General features: G+C 58.7%; 15 protein-coding genes and 1 pseudogene. 9 read left to right on the top strand and 7 right to left on the bottom strand.

Annotation, left to right across the window (positions count from 1 at the left end; all coding sequences use genetic code 11):
- Position 1: 1 nt before the first annotated feature.
- From B9Z50_RS15800 to B9Z50_RS15775, 6 genes are all read right to left on the bottom strand, one after another.
- Entirely contained in the window at positions 2-985 is a 984-nt protein-coding gene (locus tag B9Z50_RS15800) for a glucokinase (RefSeq protein WP_108365814.1), read from the bottom strand.
- Between the two features lie 79 nt (positions 986-1,064).
- The gene (locus B9Z50_RS15795) at positions 1,065-1,268 is read right to left on the bottom strand and encodes an ATP-binding protein (RefSeq protein ID WP_233249910.1); all 204 of its coding nucleotides are present in this window, start codon (positions 1,266-1,268) and stop codon (positions 1,065-1,067) included.
- Between the two features lie 117 nt (positions 1,269-1,385).
- Positions 1,386-1,730 (bottom strand): hypothetical protein, encoded by a 345-nt coding sequence (locus tag B9Z50_RS15790; RefSeq protein WP_146183229.1) that lies wholly within the window; start codon positions 1,728-1,730, stop codon positions 1,386-1,388.
- Positions 1,731-1,846: 116 nt separating this feature from the next.
- Positions 1,847-3,814, bottom strand: a complete 1,968-nt coding sequence (htpG, locus tag B9Z50_RS15785) for a molecular chaperone HtpG (protein ID WP_108365720.1) — start codon at positions 3,812-3,814, stop codon at positions 1,847-1,849.
- Positions 3,815-3,887: 73 nt separating this feature from the next.
- The gene (locus B9Z50_RS15780) at positions 3,888-4,796 is read right to left on the bottom strand and encodes a pseudouridine synthase (protein ID WP_108365719.1); all 909 of its coding nucleotides are present in this window, start codon (positions 4,794-4,796) and stop codon (positions 3,888-3,890) included.
- 63 nt (positions 4,797-4,859) lie between these two features.
- The gene (locus B9Z50_RS15775) at positions 4,860-5,567 is read right to left on the bottom strand and encodes a Crp/Fnr family transcriptional regulator (RefSeq protein WP_108365718.1); all 708 of its coding nucleotides are present in this window, start codon (positions 5,565-5,567) and stop codon (positions 4,860-4,862) included.
- A gap of 156 nt (positions 5,568-5,723) precedes the next feature.
- On the opposite strand from B9Z50_RS15775, the gene B9Z50_RS15770 reads away from it, so the two are divergent.
- The 9 genes and pseudogenes from B9Z50_RS15770 to B9Z50_RS15730 all read left to right on the top strand — a co-directional run.
- Positions 5,724-7,670, top strand: coding sequence for a long-chain fatty acid--CoA ligase (locus B9Z50_RS15770; protein ID WP_108365717.1), 1,947 nt, complete (start codon positions 5,724-5,726; stop codon positions 7,668-7,670).
- Complete coding sequence (locus B9Z50_RS15765) at positions 7,667-8,449, top strand: ABC transporter ATP-binding protein (protein WP_108365716.1); 783 nt, start codon at positions 7,667-7,669, stop codon at positions 8,447-8,449. Before B9Z50_RS15770 ends, B9Z50_RS15765 begins: the two co-directional genes overlap by 4 nt.
- 12 nt (positions 8,450-8,461) lie before the next feature.
- Positions 8,462-9,391: a branched-chain amino acid ABC transporter permease gene (locus tag B9Z50_RS15760; protein WP_108365715.1), complete on the top strand. Its 930-nt coding sequence runs from the start codon at positions 8,462-8,464 to the stop codon at positions 9,389-9,391.
- An 11-nt stretch (positions 9,392-9,402) separates the two neighbouring features.
- A complete protein-coding gene (locus B9Z50_RS15755) occupies positions 9,403-10,479 on the top strand; it encodes a branched-chain amino acid ABC transporter permease (protein ID WP_108365714.1) in 1,077 nt (358 codons plus the stop codon).
- Positions 10,480-10,544: 65 nt separating this feature from the next.
- Complete coding sequence (locus B9Z50_RS15750) at positions 10,545-11,882, top strand: ABC transporter substrate-binding protein (protein ID WP_108365713.1); 1,338 nt, start codon at positions 10,545-10,547, stop codon at positions 11,880-11,882.
- Positions 11,883-12,016: 134 nt separating this feature from the next.
- Positions 12,017-12,826 carry an ABC transporter ATP-binding protein gene (locus B9Z50_RS15745; RefSeq protein ID WP_108365712.1) on the top strand — a complete coding sequence of 270 codons (810 nt, stop codon included), beginning with the start codon at positions 12,017-12,019 and terminating at the stop codon, positions 12,824-12,826.
- A 54-nt stretch (positions 12,827-12,880) separates the two neighbouring features.
- Positions 12,881-14,143, top strand: coding sequence for a phenylacetate--CoA ligase family protein (locus B9Z50_RS15740; protein WP_108365711.1), 1,263 nt, complete (start codon positions 12,881-12,883; stop codon positions 14,141-14,143).
- Positions 14,144-14,331: 188 nt separating this feature from the next.
- Positions 14,332-15,318 carry a tripartite tricarboxylate transporter substrate-binding protein gene (locus B9Z50_RS15735; protein WP_108365710.1) on the top strand — a complete coding sequence of 329 codons (987 nt, stop codon included), beginning with the start codon at positions 14,332-14,334 and terminating at the stop codon, positions 15,316-15,318.
- Positions 15,319-15,425: 107 nt separating this feature from the next.
- Positions 15,426-15,614 (top strand): annotated as a pseudogene (locus B9Z50_RS15730) (IS3 family transposase); the annotation flags it as partial.
- Positions 15,615-15,802: 188 nt separating this feature from the next.
- On the opposite strand, the gene B9Z50_RS15725 reads toward B9Z50_RS15730, so the two are convergent.
- The gene (locus tag B9Z50_RS15725) at positions 15,803-16,762 is read right to left on the bottom strand and encodes a glucokinase (RefSeq protein WP_108365709.1); all 960 of its coding nucleotides are present in this window, start codon (positions 16,760-16,762) and stop codon (positions 15,803-15,805) included.
- Positions 16,763-16,895: the final 133 nt, after the last annotated feature.

Raw genomic sequence — 16,895 nt, 5'->3', positions numbered from 1 at the left:
CTCAGCGCCGCGCAGGCTGTACGCCCAGCGCCATGGCGCAGCCAATCAAAGCGGGTTGTTCGACGCGGATCACGTAGGTTGGGATGCGTTTCATGTAGTTTTCAAAGCGGCCTTTGGCTTCAAAAGCAGCGCGAAAACCCGACTGCGCAAAGTAGTCGCCCAGTCGGCCAATGACGCCGCCCCCAATGAAGATGCCACCACGAGCGCCCAGCGTCACGGCCAAGTTGGCCGCCGCGTTGCCCAGCAAGCGGCACATGCGGTCCAGGGCTTCTTCGCAGGCCACATCGCTGGCGGCCAGGGCACGTTCGGTCACTTGCGCAGCCACCAGGCTTTCGGCCTCGGTGCCATTGAGAACGCAAATGGCGCGGTACAAATTCTCCAGGCCCATGCCCGAGATGGCGCGCTCAGCAGACACGTGGGTATGGTTGCGCCACAAGATGCGCAGGATGTCGGCTTCGCGTTCGCAGGTCGGGGCCAGGCTCACATGCCCGCCTTCTCCGGCAATGGGCACCCAGTCGCCGCGGCGCGAGCGCACCAAAGACGACACGCCCAAACCCGTGCCCGGGCCGATGAGGCCCTTGGGAGCATTGGGCACGGGCTCGCCCGAGCCAATTTGTTCCAAATCGTCCCCGCTTAAAGCTGGTGCGGCCATGGCCATGGCTTCCCAGTCGTTGAGCATGAGCAATTGCTCCAGGCCCAACGCTTGGCGCGTGGCCTCGATGGAGAACTGCCAGTGGTTGTTGGTCATCTTCAGCGCATCGCTGTCGATGGGGTTGGCAATGGCAATGCAAGCCTGACTGACCGCAGGCTGGCCCACGCGTGCCAGATAGGCTTGGGCGGCTCCTGCCAAGTCGGCAAATTGCCCTGTGGGCAACGTGATGTCGTGAGTGATGGGCGAGCCGTCGCCGTGCACCAAGGCAAAGCGGGCATTGGTGCCGCCAATATCGCCCAGAAGGCAGGGGGTAGAGATGTGCAAGGTGTTCATGGTCATGAGGGGGTGGGCTGCAAGCGTATCAGTGCGTCAGCGACCTGCGTGCCGAAAAGTTACCAACTTGTTTCAAGTTTCAGGCGGGCCATCGGGGCGTTGTGGGTCTTGACGCTGCCAGTGGCAATTCAATGCGCACGCACAGGCCTTGGGGTTGGGCTTGGGTCAAACTGACATGCCCCGCGTGGCGCTCGACAATTTCTTTGACGATGGCCAAACCCAAGCCGCAGCCGTTGCCCGTGTCCCAGGGGTCCTGCAAGCCGCGGTGGGTGATGCGGTGCACCTGCAATGGTCAGCACAAAGCGCGCATTTGTTTGACCGGGTGACTGGCGGCAGAGTGGGCTGAGGTGGGTGAGCGCTGAGTCAGCTGTTGGTGTGAAGGGGGTCAATGTTTGGCCGCTTATTTTTTCGGATCGTAGAGCACCCCGCCCACGCCCACGCCTGCGCCCACACTCACCGGCCCGGGTGTGCTGGCCCCAACGCCTGCCCGGCCGGTGACCTTGCCGGAGCCGTTGACCCCGACCCCCACACCCACCGGTCCGGATTGGGCCTTCACGCCCGCATTCACGCCGCCCGTGCCCATATTCACGCCGATTGAGACACCGGGCAAGACGGGCACATTCATGCCGATGCCCGCGCCCGTGTGGACGTTGCTGCAGCCGCTCAGGCCCAGAGTCAGGGTCAACCAAGCCAGAATTGTGTTCAGGCGGGGGCGCACGGCCAAAGGTGTTTGCAGGGATGTCATGCCCTGATTGGACCACCGTTCAGCCGCAGATGTGTCAGCCATTGTGAGCCCCGGCCAAACTGGTTTTGCGCTCAAAAATGACGTCCCGGATCGGGTCCGATGTGCCAAGGTGTGGATCAGCTCAGCAGCGCATTGACGCGTTTGACATAAGCTGCTGGGTCTTCGGGCAAACCGCCTTCGGCCAGCAGGGCCTGGTCAAACAGGATGTGGGCCAAGTCGTGGAAGTGGACCGAGCCATCGAGCTTTTTGACCAGCGCGTGCTCAGGGTTGACTTCGAGCACGGGCTTGACTTCAGGGGCTTGTTGACCGGCTTGCTTGAGCATGCGGGCCAGTTGCATGCTCATGCCGTCGTCGGTGACCACCAGGCAGGCAGGGCTGTCCACCAGGCGGCTGGTCACACGCACATCTTCGGCTTTGTCTTTCAGCGCTTCTTTCAGTTTGGCCAGCACGGGCTTGAAGGTTTCGGCCGCGTCTTCGGCGGCTTTCTTCTCTTCTTCGTCTTGCAGCTTGCCCAGGTCAAACGCGCCTTTGGCCACACTTTGCAGCGGGGTGCCGTCAAACTCGTGCACAAAGTTGAGCGCCCACTCGTCCACGCGGTCGGTCATCAACAAAACTTCGATGCCCTTTTTCTTGAATACTTCGAGCTGCGGGCTGTTCTTGGCGGCGGCCAAGGTGTCGGCGGTGATGTAGTAAATCGCGTCCTGGCCTTCTTTTATGCGGGCTTTGTAATCTGCAAAGCTCACACTCACGGTGTCGCTGGTGGTGGACGCAAAACGCAGCAGCTTGGACAGGCGGTCTTTGTTGCCAAAGTCTTCGCCCAAGCCTTCTTTGAGCACCGCGCCAAACTCGGCGTAGAACTTGGAATATTGGCCCAACTTGGCTTTGTCTTCGTCACTCAACACGTCGGTGACTTCATCAGAAGACTCGGGTGCTTTGTCGTGTTTCGCCAAGTCTTCCAGCATCGACAACACGCGCTTGGTGCAGCCTTCGCGGATGGCTTTCACGTCGCGGCTTTCTTGCAGCAGCTCGCGGCTCACATTCAATGGCAGATCGGCGGAGTCCACCACGCCCTTCACAAAGCGCAGGTAGCTGGGCATCAGCGCTTCGGCCTCGTCCATGATGAAGACGCGCTTGACATACAGCTTGATGCCCGCTTTTTTGTCGCGGTTCCACAGGTCTTGCGGCGCTTTGCCTGGGATGTAGAGCAGCTGGGTGTATTCGGTGCTGCCTTCCACGCGGTTGTGCGTCCAGGTCAGCGGGGCTTCAAAGTCGCGGCTGATCTGCTTGTAGAAGTCGGCGTATTGCTCGTCGGTGATGTCTTTCTTGGGGCGGGTCCACAAGGCGCTGGCCTTGTTGATGGTTTCCCACTCGCCGGTCTTGACCATGCCGCCGGGTTTACGGCCAGCTTCTTCGTTGCTCGGGTCAATCAGCTCGCCGTCTTGCCACTCTTCCTTTTCCATCAAGATGGGCAGGCTGATGTGGTCGGAGTATTTGCCGACGATTTCTTTGAGCTTCCAGGTGTTGGCGTATTCCAGCGCCTCTTCGCGCAGGTGCAAGATCACGCTGGTGCCGCGTTCGGCGCGGTGGATGGTCTCGACCTCGAAGTCGCCCGTGCCACCGCTGATCCAGCGCACGCCTTCTGCCGCTGCTGCGCCTGCGCGGCGGGTTTCGACGGTGATTTTTTCAGCGACGATGAAGCCTGAATAAAAGCCCACACCGAACTGGCCGATGAGTTGTGCGTCCGATTTCTGGTCGCCGCTCAACTTGCTCATGAAGTCTTTGGTGCCGCTCTTAGCGATCGTGCCCAGGTGGTCAATGGCTTCTTGCGCCGTCATGCCGATGCCGTTGTCGGTGATGGTCAGCGTCTTGGCGGCTTTGTCGAAAGACAGGCGCACTTGCAGCTCAGGTGCGTCTTCGTACAGCGCGTTGTTGTTCAGCGCTTCAAAGCGCAGCTTGTCGCAAGCGTCCGAGGCGTTCGAGATCAGCTCGCGCAAAAAGATCTCTTGGTTGGAATACAGCGAGTGGGTGACCAGGTGCAGCAGTTGCGCGACTTCGGCCTGAAAGGCATGGGTTTGTTTGCTCATAGTGGTTCAGTAGAAAAAGTCAGAAAACAAGAACGCCCCACAGCTTGGGGCGTCGTGGGTGGATTTCAAGAGGTCAAAACGACTCGTTCGGCCCCAAATACCGCCAAGTCCCCGCTGGCATTTGGCCCAGTTGCACCCCGCCCATGCGGATGCGTTTGAGGCCCACGACTTTCAGGCCCACTTGTTCACACATGCGGCGGATCTGGCGCTTTTTGCCTTCGGTCAGCACAAAGCGCAATTGCTCGGGGTTTTGCCAGTCCACTTTGGCGGGCTTGAGGGGTTTGCCGTCCAGGCTCAGGCCGTGGCGCAGGCGCTCTAGCAACGCCTTGGGGAATACGGCTTGCACGTTGGCACTCACGCGGTCGAAGTCGCCAATGACGGTGAGTTGGTTGGCTTTGCCGCCATAGGTGGCCGATGCGGCTGTGGCGGCAGCGGTGTTTTCGTGGCCGGTATAGGCCACCCGCACCAGGTATTCCTTTTCCATCTCCGAGTCTTCGCCGATCAACTGACGCGCCACGCGGCCGTCTTGTGTCAGCACCAGCAAGCCGGTGGAGTCGATGTCCAGGCGTCCGGCTGGGGCCAAGCCGCGCAGGTGGGGCGGCGTGAAGCGCAGCTTGGACGGGTCGCCGCCCCAGTGGCTGCGCGGGTTGATCAGGGTGATGGCCGGTTCGTGTCCGTCCTCGGCCTGGCCGCTCACATAGCCCATGGGCTTGTGCAGCAAGATGGTCACTTGTCGGTCTTGTTGCTGCTCGGCGGCTTTGTCGATGGTGATGCGGTCGGACAGGGTGACCTGCTGGCCCATGGTGGCGGGCAGACCGTTGACGAATACCCAACCTTGTTCGATCCAGGCATCGGCCTCTCGGCGCGAGCACATGCGCAGCTCGGCCATGCGTTTGTTCAGGCGAGAGGTGCCGCTGGGCGCGGCTGCTTCGCCCTTGCCTTCGGGGCGGGGGGCGCGTTTGAAAGCGGGGGGCTGGGTCATGGGGCTTGAGGGGTGCAGAAATGGACCGAATCGGCAGGGTGCCCATTGTCCCTCTTTTGCAACTCAAAATTGCGCCGTGCGCAGCCCCAGCAAATCCAGAATGCGCAACCCGCCGTATTCGATGCGGATGAGTTGGCGCGCTTCGAGCACACGCAGCGCTTCGTTCACGCGCTGGCGCGACAGGCCCACCAAATAGGCCAGCTCTTGCTGTGTGATGCGCAGCACCTCGCCCACGCCAGAAAACAGCACCGGGTTGAACAAGGTGGCCAGGTGCCGGGCCAGGCGCAGTTCGGGATTGGTCATGCGGTCGAGTTCGCGAGCCGCAATGAACTGGCCCAGCCGCTCGTTGAGCTGCTGCATGATGAAGCGGTTAAAACCCAGCGAGTGGTCGATCAGCCAGTGAAACGTCTCCAGCGGCAGGCCGGCCACCACGCTGGGGCGCAGGGGCTGGATGTTGTAGCGGTAGACCTCGCGCTTGAGCGCTGTGCCCTCGCCAAACCAGCCGCCTGGGGGCACGCCGGTGAAGGTCACGGTCTGGCCGCTTTCGTTGTCGCTGCTCATTTTGAGCAGGCCCGAGATCACACCGAACCAGTAGGTCACGGGGCGGCCCACGCGGCACACATAGTCGCCCACCTGCGGGTCGCTCACCACCAGTTGCGGCACGATTTCTTGCCGCTCCTGGTCTTGCAGAAGATGCAGCCACGGAATCATCTGAAGTTCCGCTTCGTTGGGCGCGCGGCGGCGCTGGTAGACGCTGTTTTCTGGGGTCATGTCCAATTCGGTGCTTGTCAGGAAACGGTCAGGAGGGCTAGGGGTCTTCCCTGAATTGTCGTCCAAACGACAACTTGGCGTCAAATGAGTGCCTAACATCCGCCAAAGTTCAGTTGCATTGTGTTCGATGCACCGTTTTTGGAGACAGGTCAGGTCATGCAAACAACGTTTCCCCGTTTGATGCTCAAGCACGCTGCCGAGCGCCCCGCGGCGCCCGCTCTGCGCGAGAAGGAATATGGCATTTGGCAAACCACCAGCTGGTCAGATCTGGCCCGCTTGGTCCAATCGGTGGCCTGCGGTTTACACCAGGCTGGCTTGCAACGCGGCGAGCACCTGATCGTGGTGGGCTCCAACCGTCCGCGTCTGTACGCCACCATGCTGGCCGCGCAGTCGCTGGGTGCGATTCCTGTGCCGCTGTACCAAGATGCGGCCGCAGCCGAATGCGTGTTCCCCATCACCAACGCCGAAGTGCGTTTTGCCGTGGTGGAAGACCAGGAGCAGGTGGACAAGATGCTGGAAGTGCGCGAGCAGTGCCCGCAGCTGACCCACATTTATTTCGACGATCCACGCGGCCTGCGCAAGTACACCGAAGACGGCCTGGGCTCGCTCGAAGAGCTGATCGCTGCGGGCGGGGTGTTTGCACAGCAGCATCCGCAGTTCTTCAAAGAAGAAGTTGAAAAAGCCACTTACACCGATGTGGCGGCGATGTTCTTCACCTCCGGCACCACGGGCAACCCCAAAGGTGTGGTGCACACGCACAGCTCCTTGATCGACCGCGCCGATGCAGGCGCTGAGTTTGACAAGCTGACCAGTGCCGAAGACGTGCTGGCCTACATGCCACCGGCCTGGATCGGTCAGAACATCTTCAGCTATGCGCAGTGGCTGGTGTGTGGCTACGTGGTCAACTGCCCAGAATCATCGGCCACGGTGACCATCGACTTGAAAGAAATTGGCCCCACGTATTACTTTGCCCCGCCTCGCGTGTTCGAGGGCATGCTGACCAGCGTGATGATCCGCATGGAAGACGCGGGCAGCTTCAAGCGCAAGCTGTTCCACCACTTCATGGGTGTGGCCAAAAAGGTCGGCCCCGCCTTGATGGACGGCCAATCGGTGGGCCTGATGGACCGCTTGCTGTACGGCTTGGGCAACCTCATGGTCTATGGCCCTTTGCGCAACAACATGGGTTTCAGCCGCGTGCGTGTGGCCTACACCGCCGGCGAGGCGATTGGCCCCGACCTGTTCACCTTCTTCCGCTCGATCGGCGTGAACATCAAGCAGCTGTATGGTTCGACCGAAACGGCTGTATTTGTGTGCCTGCAGCCCGACAACGAGGCGCGTGCTGACACCGTGGGCGTGCCATGCAAGGGTGTGGAAATCAAGGTCGCCGACAACGGCGAGATCATGGTCAAGTCGCCGGGTTTGCTCAAGGGGTACTACAAAAACCAAAAGGCCACCGACGAAGTGTTGACGGCCGATGGTTGGTACCACACCAGCGACGCGGGTTTCATCGACGGCCATGGTCACCTCAAGATCATCGACCGCGTCAAAGACGTGGGCCGCATTCAGGGCGGTGCCAACGACGGCGCGATGTTTGCGCCCAAGTATGTCGAGAACAAGCTCAAGTTTTTCCCGCACATCAAAGAAGTGGTGGCCTACGGCGACCAGCGCGAAAAAGTGTGCGTGATGATCAACATCGACTTTGACGCCGTGGGCAACTGGGCCGAGCGCCGCAATTTGCCTTATGCCGGTTACACCGACTTGGCGCAAAAGCCCGAGGTGTACCAGCTCATCCAAGAGTGTGTGGAAAAGGTCAACGCCGACCTGGCTGAAGACGCCATGCTGGCAGGCAGCCAAGTCTCGCGTTTCTTGATTTTGCACAAAGAGCTGGACGCTGACGACGGCGAGTTGACCCGCACCAACAAGGTCCGCCGTGGCTTCATCGCCGACAAATACAAACCGCTGGTTGACGGCCTGTATGAGGGCAAAGCCGAGCAGTTCATCGAGACCGTGGTGAAGTTCGAAGACGGCCGCACCGGCAGCGTCAGCGCCACGCTCAAGATTTCCGACGCCAAAACATTCACACCCGTGAAGGCAGCAGCATGACCAAAAAAATCGGCGACGTCATTCTGGACGTCAGCAACATCAGTTTGCGCTTCGGCGGCGTGAAGGCGCTGACCGACATTTCATTCAACGTGCGCGAGCACGAAGTGCGGGCCATCATCGGCCCCAACGGTGCAGGCAAAAGCTCGATGCTCAACTGCATCAATGGTGTGTACACCCCTCAAGAGGGCAGCATCACCTTCCGTGGCCAAAAGTTTGACCACATGAACAGCCGCCAAGTGGCCGAGATGGGCATTGCCCGCACCTTCCAAAACTTGGCTTTGTTCAAGGGTATGAGCGTGATCGACAACATCATGACCGGCCGCAACCTGCACATCAAAAGCAACCTGTTCATGCAGGCTTTGCGTATTGGCCCGGCTCAGCGCGAGGAAGAAAAACACCGCGAATTCGTCGAGCACATCATCGACTTTCTGGAAATCCAAGCCTTCCGCAAAACGCCTGTGGGCCAGTTGCCTTACGGCTTGCAAAAGCGGGTCGACCTGGGTCGCGCTTTGGCCATGGAGCCGCAGGTTTTGCTGCTGGATGAGCCTATGGCGGGCATGAACATGGAAGAAAAGCAGGACATGTGCCGCTTTATTCTGGACGTGAACGACGAGTTCGGCACCACCATCGTGTTGATCGAGCACGATATGGGTGTGGTGATGGACATCTCTGACCGCGTGGTGGTGCTGGACTACGGCAAAAAAATCGGCGACGGGACCCCCGAAGAAGTGCGCAACAACGAAGAAGTGATCAGTGCCTATCTGGGCACCAGCCACTGAGGAGAATAAGACATGGCATTTTTTCTGGAAGCTCTGTTGGGTGGCCTGATGGCCGGCATGCTCTATGCGCTGGTGGCGCTGGGCTTTGTGCTGATTTTCAAAGCCTCGGGCGTGTTCAACTTCGCGCAAGGCGCGATGGTCTTGTTCGCGGCTTTGGCCATGGCCCGTTTTTCCGAATGGATCCCTGGCTGGCTGGGCATCGAAGACAAGTTCCTCGGCAACCTGATCGCCTTCATCTTGGCAGCTGCCATCATGTATGTGCTGGCCTGGCTGATTGAGCGCCTGGTGCTGCGCCACTTGGTCAACCAAGAAGGCGTGACGTTGTTGATGGCCACCTTGGGTATCACCTATTTCCTGGACGGTATGGGTCAGACCATTTTCGGCAGCGACATTTACAAGATCGATGTGGGCATGCCCAAAGATCCGATTTTCCTATTGGAGTCGGTATTCCCCGGCGGTGTGCTGGTCAACCTTGAAGACGTGTACGCGGCCTGTATCGCGGCTTTGCTGGTGGTGGTCTTGTCGCTGTTCTTCCAAAAAACTGGCACTGGCCGCGCCTTGCGTGCGGTGGCCGATGACCACCAAGCTGCGCAATCGATCGGTATTCCGCTCAACCGCATTTGGGTGATCGTCTGGTTTGTGGCGGGCCTGACCGCCTTGGTGGCCGGCATCATCTGGGGCTCCAAGATGGGCGTGCAGTTCTCGCTGACCACGGTGGCTTTGCGTGCTTTGCCGGTGATCATTTTGGGCGGACTGACTTCAGTGCCTGGCGCCATCATCGGCGGCCTGATCATTGGCGTGGGTGAGAAATTGTCTGAGGTGTACCTGGGCCCCTATGTGGGCGGCGGCATCGAGATTTGGTTTGCTTATGTGCTGGCGCTGGTGTTCTTGCTGTTCCGTCCGCAAGGCTTGTTCGGCGAAAAAATCATCGACCGCGTGTAAGGAGAGAAAACATGTTTTACAGAGAAAACGGTCAGTACAAGACCTCTTACCGCAGCGACCAGCAGATCTTTGCGATTGCGCAAGACCGCTGGGCCATCTTGGCGCTGATTGCCTTTGCGTTCATCGGTGTGCCCTTCATCGCCGATGAATACATGTTCCGCGCCATTTTGATCCCGTTCCTGATTCTGTCTTTGGCGGCTTTGGGGGTGAACATCCTGGTCGGGTACTGCGGTCAGATTTCGCTGGGTTCGGGCGCTTTCATGGCGGTGGGCGCTTACATGGCCTACAACACCTACATCCGCATCGAGGGCATGCCCCTGATCGTCGCGCTGCTGGCCGGGGGCTTCTTTGCCACCTTGGTGGGCATGTTCTTTGGAATTCCCAGCTTGCGCGTCAAGGGCCTGTATTTGGCGGTGGCCACGCTGGCCGCGCAGTTCTTTTGCGACTGGGCTTTCCTGCGCGTGGGCTGGTTCACCAACAACAACGCCTCGGGCTCGGTCTCGGTGGCCAACCTCAATGTGTTCGGTTTGCCGATTGACACGCCACTGCAAAAGTACATCTTCTGCCTGATCTTTCTGGTGGTCTTTGGTTTGCTGGCCAAAAACCTCGTGCGCTCGGCCATTGGCCGCGAGTGGATGGCCATTCGCGACATGGACGTGGCCGCTGCCGTGATCGGTATCCGTCCCATGTACGCCAAGCTCAGCGCTTTTGCTGTGAGCTCATTCATCGTCGGTGTGGCGGGCGGCCTCTGGGGCTTTGTGCACCTGGGATCCTGGGAGCCTGCGGCCTTCTCGATTGACCGCTCCTTCCAGCTGTTGTTCATGGTCATCATCGGCGGCATGGGCTCCATCATGGGCAGCTTCTTTGGCGCGGCTTTCATCGTGATCTTGCCGATTTTCCTGAACCAGTTCCTGCCAGCAGTGGGCGATCTGGTCGGTGTCAGCATCTCAACAGCGGCTGTGTCGCACACCGAATTCATGATCTTTGGTGCCCTGATTGTGTGGTTCCTGATCGTGGAGCCGCATGGCCTGGCCAAGCTGTGGTCGGTGGCCAAGCAAAAGCTGCGTCTGTGGCCCTTCCCGCACTGATGTGCAGCGTTTTTCCCGAGTGTTTTTACCCCAAGTGCTTCCCTTTTTTTAACAGGAGACAAACCATGAAGCTTCGTCAACTCGTCCTTGCCACCACGGTGGCTGCTGCAGGTCTTGCCAGTGCGCTGGTCAGCACTGTGGCCACGGCCCAAACCAAAGAGCAGTTCTTCCCCGTGCTGGTCTACCGCACAGGCGCTTACGCCCCTAACGGCGTGCCCTTTGCCAACGGCTATGTCGACTACCTCAAGCTGGTCAATGCGCGCGGCGGCATCAACGGCGTCAAAGTCAGCTATGAAGAGTGCGAAACAGGCTACGCCACCGACCGTGGTGTGGAGTGCTACGAGCGCCTGAAAGGCAAGAACGGCGGCGCGACCGTGTTCCAGCCTTTGTCGACCGGCATCACCTTCGCCCTGACTGAAAAAGCCCCTGGCGACAAGATCCCTTTGATCACCGCAGGTTACGGCCGCAGCGAATCGGCTGACGGTGGCGTGTTCAAGTGGAACTTCCCCTTGGCCGGCACTTACTGGGTGGCCGGTGACGTCATCATCCAAGACATCGCGAAAAAAGCCGGTGGCGCTGACAAGCTCAAGGGCAAGCACATCGCGCTGGTCTACCACGACAGCCCATTCGGCAAAGAAGCCATCCCAATTTTGCAAGAGCGTGCGGCCATGCACGGCTTCAAGCTGAGCTTGCTGCCGGTGACCCACCCTGGTGTGGAACAAAAATCGACTTGGCTGCAAATTCGCCGCGACCGTCCTGACTACGTGGTCAACTGGGGCTGGGGCGTGATGAACTCCACCTTGCTCAAAGAAGCACAAGCCACCGGCTACCCCCGCGAGAAAATCTATGGCGTGTGGTGGGCCGGTGCCGAGCCTGACGTCAAAGACGTGGGCATGGGCGCCAAGGGCTACAACGCCATCACCATGCAGCACGGCACCGAAAAGGGCTCTGCGATCGTGAAGGAAGTTCTGCAGAAGTTGCACGCCAAGAACCAAGGCACAGGCCCCAAGGATGAAGTGGGCGAAGTGTTGTACATGCGCGGTTTGTTCAGCGCCATGTTCGCGGTGGAAGGTGTGCGCCAAGCCCAAGAGAAGTACGGCAAGGGCAAAGTCATGACCGGCGAGCAAGCTCGCTGGGGTTATGAAAACCTGAACCTGACCCAGCCTAAGCTGGATGCCCTGGGCTTCAAGGGTGTGTTGCGTCCCGTCTCCACCTCTTGCGCTGACCACATGGGTTCCAACTGGGCCCGTATCCACACATGGAACGGCAGCAAGTGGGAGTTCTCCAGCGACTGGTACCAAGCCGATGAGCAGATCATCAAGCCCATGGTCAAAGCCGCTGCTAACAAGTACGCCGCCGAGAAGAAGATCACACGCCGCACTCCTGCGGATTGCCAGTCCTGATCGGTGAACAGCCCGCTGCGCAAGCGGCGGGCTGCATCTGCCGATGGCTTGCGCCAGCGGCAGATGCCACATGAAACCCTTGCGTGCAGCGGTTTCATTTGGCTTGAACCCCAGAATTTGAAAAGGCACAGTCCATGAGCGACAAAAACATTGTTCTGAACGTCAACGGCATCGAGGTCATTTACAACCACGTCATCTTGGTGCTCAAGGGCGTGTCCCTGCAGGTGCCCGAGCAAGGCATCGTGTCTTTGCTGGGCGGCAATGGCGCGGGCAAGACCACCACACTGCGGGCCATCTCCAATTTGCTGCAAGGAGAGCGTGGCGCGGTGACCAAGGGCTCCATTGAGTTGCGTGGCGAGCGCATCGAAAACCTCACACCGGCTGACCTCGTCAACCGTGGCGTGGTCCAGGTGATGGAAGGCCGCCACTGCTTTGCCCACTTGACCATCGAAGAAAACCTGATGACCGGCAGCTACACCCGCACCGACAAGGGCGAAATCGCGGCCAACTTGGACAAGGTCTACACCTACTTTCCGCGCCTGAAAACCCGCCGCACTTCGCAAGCGGCCTACACCTCGGGCGGTGAGCAGCAGATGTGCGCCATTGGCCGCGCCCTGATGACCAACCCCAGTGTGATGCTGCTCGATGAGCCCTCCATGGGCTTGGCCCCTCAAATCGTGGAAGAGGTGTTCAACATCGTCAAGGACTTGAACGACAAGGAAAAAGTCACCTTCCTGATTGCTGAGCAAAACACCAACATGGCGCTGAAGTATTCGGATTACGGCTACATCATGGAGTCGGGCCGCATCGTGATGGACGGCGCGGCCGAAGACCTGCGCACCAACGAAGACGTGAAAGAGTTTTACCTCGGGATGGGTGGCGGTGAGCGCAAGAGCTTCAAGGACGTGAAGAGTTACAAGCGGCGCAAGCGCTGGTTGGCTTGATGCATTGGGCATCGATCGCGCATTCCTTACCCAGCAGTCTCCTGAAAGAATCTCATGGCCCATCACCTCGATGCGTTGGAAACCCGTGCCCCTGAAGCCCGCGAAGCCGCGCTCATGGCGGCTTTGCCTGCGCAAATTGCGCAGGCCCAGAAAAACAGCGCCGCTTTGGCTGAAATCCTGCAAGGCATCGATGCTGCCCAAGTGATTAGCCGCGCAGCACTGGCCCGATTGCCCGTTACCCGTAAGTACCAATTGCTGGAGCGCCAGCAGGCCTTGCGGGCTCAGGATCCCTTTGGTGGTTTTGCCACCATTGGCTGGAAGGGCATGGTTCGCTCTGCAGGTGTGCGGCGTGTCTACCAGTCACCTGGCCCGATTTATGAACCCGAAGGCCATGCGCCCGACTATTGGCGAGCAGCGCGAGCCATGGCGGCAGCTGGTTTTGAGGCGGGGGACCTGGTGCATAACTGCTTTAGCTACCACTTGACGCCAGGCGCCTGGATCATGGAGAGTGGTGCCCATGCCTTGGGCTGTGCGGTGATCCCTGGCGGCGTGGGCAATACCGAGCAGCAACTGGCAGCGGTGGCCGACCTGCGTCCTGTGGCCTATTCGGGCACGCCCAGTTTTCTGAAGATCCTGATTGAAAAAGCTGCCGAGGCGGGCCAAAAGTTGTCGATCACCAAAGCCCTGGTGTCCGGCGAAGCCTGCCCGCCTTCTCTGCGTGATTGGTTCATTCAGCAAGGCGTGGCGGCTTACCAATGCTATGCCACCGCCGACGTGGGATTGATTGCCTACGAAACGGTTGCGCGTGAAGGCTTGGTGATCGATGAGGGTGTGATTGTCGAAATCGTGCGACCAGGCACGGGTGATCCGGTGCCCGACGGCGAAGTCGGTGAGGTGGTGGTCACGGTACTCAACCCCGATTACCCCTTGATTCGTTTCGGTACGGGTGATTTGTCAGCCATTATGCCCGGCACCTGCCCCACAGGGCGTACGGCTCAGCGCATCAAGGGCTGGATGGGCCGCGCCGACCAGACCACCAAAATCCGCGGCATGTTTGTGCACCCCGGCCAGGTGGCCGAGATCGTCAAACGCTTCCCGGAAGTGGGCAAAGCCCGGTTGGTCGTGACCGGCGAGATGGCCAACGACCAGATGGCTTTGCATGTCGAGACTGGCTTGCTGGCCGACGAAGGCCTTAAAAGCCGCGTGGCCGATGCGGTGCGCGATGTGACCAAATTGCGAGGTGAAGTCCATTTGGTGGCCCAAGGCAGCCTGGCCAACGATGGCAAGGTGATTGAGGACGCCCGCAGTTACCAATGAGGGGAGCGGCTTTACAGCGGGTGAGTGTCCCCTGCCAATGGCCGTGATGCACTGTTTTGGCGCAGCGCTGAAACGGTCAATTCCTTCATGAAAACAAGGTCTTACAAGGGTTAGCAGCTAGGTACTTTCCGCGATTTCACGACACTCTGATGGTTTTAAAATAATCAGTCATTTTTAGGAGTTTCTCAATGAAGCAATGGATCGCACTCGCCACTCTGGCTGCAGTTTCTGTGGGCGCTTATGCCCAAACCTTTCCCGGTAACAAGCCGGTGGCCATCGTGGTCCCGTTCTCCGCTGGCGGACCGACCGATCGCGTGGCGCGCGACTTGGCTGAAGCCATGCGCAAGCAGATCCCCGGCAGCAACTTTGTGGTAGAAAACACCGTCGGCGCTGGCGGCACCATTGGTGCGAACCGCGTCGCCAAAGCGGCTCCGAATGGCCACACCCTGTTGTTGTTCCATATCGGCATGGCCTCAACGCCTGCTTTGTACCGCAAGCTCGCGTACAAGCCAATGGAGGATTTTGAGTACTTGGGCATGGTCAACGATGTGCCCATGACTTTGATTGGCAAGCCCCAGTTGCCCGCCAACACTTACCGCGACTTTGAGAACTACATCCGCGCCAATGCGGGCAAGCTGAACATCGCTCACGCAGGCTTAGGTTCCGCATCACACCTGTGTGGCCTGCTGTGGCAAACCAACGTGCAGACCAAAGAAGCCATGACCACCATTCCATTTGGCGGTACTGGCCCAGCCATGACCGCCCTGATCGGTGGGCAGGTGGACATGATGTGCGACCAGACGACCAACACGGTTGGCCAAATTGAGGGTGGTCGCGTGAAGGCCTTTGCTGTGACCACAGCCAAGCCTTTGAGCAATCACCCCGTGCTCAAGCATTACCCCAGCTTGCAAGAGATGGGCATGAAAAATTTCAACCTGACGATCTGGCATGGCCTGTATGCCCCCAAAGGCACGCCTGCCGCCATCACCAAGACGCTCAACGACGCCTTGAAGAAAGCCCTGAAAGACCCTGAATTCATCAAGAAGAACGAAGGCTTGGGCGCTTTGGTGGTGACCGACAACCGCACCGACCCGGCCGAGCACAAGAAGTTCGTGGCTGCTGAGATGGTGAAGATCAAGGCCGCTGTGGACGCTGCTGGCAAGTACGCCGACTGATCGTTGATCAAACCTAACAACAAAAGCCGCTTTGAGCGGCTTTTGTTTTTTGGGTGACCCGTCTTGCCAGAGCTTGACGCCTTTTCTTGAAGTAAAAGGCAAGTCAAATGGAATCAGGCATCAAGAGAACTCAGAAGGACTACATGCTGGCTTTTAAACTGGCTGTGGTGGAGCAAGTAGAAAAAGGCGAGCTGGCCGATAAAGAGACGCAGCATCGGTATGGCATTCAAGGGCGCTCGACGGTGCTCCTGTGGATGCGAAAGCATGGACGCCAAAGCTGGGGGATTCGGGCATCATCGACAGCCATCACCGGTTTCACCGCCACCCGAACCTGCTCAAGGCGAAGGAATAGCAACTGTGCGCTCCAGCGAGCGAGCAGGTTTGGGTGGTACCCCCTGAGTTTTGACATCATTATTTGTCGACTGATTTGGGGGAATGCCAGTTTGCGGATTTCTGAGTGAGTTATGTTGAAACCAGATTCAGCTCAATCTGCATCAAGTGCTCGTGCTGCACCCAGTAAGGCCGGTGATTCGTCTGACTGTATGACCCATACGGGAATGCTGTTCAGATAGTTGGCGAAGCGACCTTTTGCCTCAAACTGTTGACGAAACCGCGAAGTTTGGAACCATCCTAGAAGGCGTGGCACGATGCCGCCACCGATGTAGACGCCACCGCGAGCACCCAGCGTTAAGGCCAGGTCGCCTGCAACAGATCCTAGAAATCCCGCAAACATATCGAGGCAAGCAAGGCAAAGCGGATCATGGTTTTCTAAGGCAAGTTGAGAAATCTCACCTGCATGCAGCAACCTAGGTGAATTTTCGTGGTCTTGAGACAGGATCTGATAAAGATCAACCAAGCCTTGTCCAGACAGTAAACGCTCTGCGGAGGCGTGACCGTATTTTTCTTGGATGCACTCAATTACACGAAACTCTTCAGCTGTTTGTGCCGCCAATGTGACGTGCCCTCCCTCACCAGAGATGGCCAACCAATGAGGGCCCACCGGTATCAAACCGGAAACCCCGAGACCGGTTCCTGCGCCCAACAAAGCCATCGGGGCCTGCTGTTGCGCCACTCCGCCACCAATTTTGATTTTTTGGTTCTCTGTCAACGAAGGCAGAGCAAGTGCAAGTGCGGTGAAATCGTTGATGACTTTCAACTTTTCGAGTGAGAGGCGGTGCTTTAAGGCTTCTATAGAAAAGGACCAATGATGGTTGGTCATGACGATCTGATCGCCCGTGATTGGGTTGGCGATACCAATGCCCGCCGCTAAAGGGTTCGGTAGTCCAGCGATAGATAAGTAAGCCTCAATCGCTTCGGCAAGGCCGGTGTAGTCGGCACAGGCCAAAACATGACAGTGCTGCAGTGGCGCTTGCGCATTCGCTTGCCATGCAAATCGCGCATTGGTCCCTCCTACATCACCGAGTAAACGAGGAAAAAAGGACATGACTTTAATTGACAAACTGCTCAGAGCCAACGATGCCCAATTTGGTCAAGCCCACTCTCTGTGCATTGGCCATCACGGCCGCAGCCGCTTCGTACTTCGCCTTCGCATGCGAGCGAATGTGCAACTCAGGCTG

The organism is Limnohabitans sp. Bal53 (assembly GCF_003063355.1).
Taxonomy (GTDB): Bacteria; Pseudomonadota; Gammaproteobacteria; order Burkholderiales; family Burkholderiaceae_C; genus Limnohabitans_A.
The sequence above is the reverse complement of the archived record's forward strand: the minus strand, read 5'-3'. Positions and strand labels throughout refer to the sequence as shown.

What these genes read in the sequence shown, in the direction of transcription:
- B9Z50_RS15800 (WP_108365814.1), bottom strand. Translation starts at nt 985, where the DNA reads ATGAACACCTTGCACATCTCTACCCCCTGCCTTCTGGGCGATATTGGC.
- B9Z50_RS15790 (WP_146183229.1), bottom strand. Translation starts at nt 1,730, where the DNA reads ATGACATCCCTGCAAACACCTTTGGCCGTGCGCCCCCGCCTGAACACA.
- htpG (WP_108365720.1), bottom strand. Translation starts at nt 3,814, where the DNA reads ATGAGCAAACAAACCCATGCCTTTCAGGCCGAAGTCGCGCAACTGCTG.
- B9Z50_RS15780 (WP_108365719.1), bottom strand. Translation starts at nt 4,796, where the DNA reads ATGACCCAGCCCCCCGCTTTCAAACGCGCCCCCCGCCCCGAAGGCAAG.
- B9Z50_RS15775 (WP_108365718.1), bottom strand. Translation starts at nt 5,567, where the DNA reads ATGACCCCAGAAAACAGCGTCTACCAGCGCCGCCGCGCGCCCAACGAA.
- B9Z50_RS15770 (WP_108365717.1), top strand. Translation starts at nt 5,724, where the DNA reads ATGCAAACAACGTTTCCCCGTTTGATGCTCAAGCACGCTGCCGAGCGC.
- B9Z50_RS15765 (WP_108365716.1), top strand. Translation starts at nt 7,667, where the DNA reads ATGACCAAAAAAATCGGCGACGTCATTCTGGACGTCAGCAACATCAGT.
- B9Z50_RS15760 (WP_108365715.1), top strand. Translation starts at nt 8,462, where the DNA reads ATGGCATTTTTTCTGGAAGCTCTGTTGGGTGGCCTGATGGCCGGCATG.
- B9Z50_RS15755 (WP_108365714.1), top strand. Translation starts at nt 9,403, where the DNA reads ATGTTTTACAGAGAAAACGGTCAGTACAAGACCTCTTACCGCAGCGAC.
- B9Z50_RS15750 (WP_108365713.1), top strand. Translation starts at nt 10,545, where the DNA reads ATGAAGCTTCGTCAACTCGTCCTTGCCACCACGGTGGCTGCTGCAGGT.
- B9Z50_RS15745 (WP_108365712.1), top strand. Translation starts at nt 12,017, where the DNA reads ATGAGCGACAAAAACATTGTTCTGAACGTCAACGGCATCGAGGTCATT.
- B9Z50_RS15740 (WP_108365711.1), top strand. Translation starts at nt 12,881, where the DNA reads ATGGCCCATCACCTCGATGCGTTGGAAACCCGTGCCCCTGAAGCCCGC.
- B9Z50_RS15735 (WP_108365710.1), top strand. Translation starts at nt 14,332, where the DNA reads ATGAAGCAATGGATCGCACTCGCCACTCTGGCTGCAGTTTCTGTGGGC.
- B9Z50_RS15725 (WP_108365709.1), bottom strand. Translation starts at nt 16,762, where the DNA reads ATGTCCTTTTTTCCTCGTTTACTCGGTGATGTAGGAGGGACCAATGCG.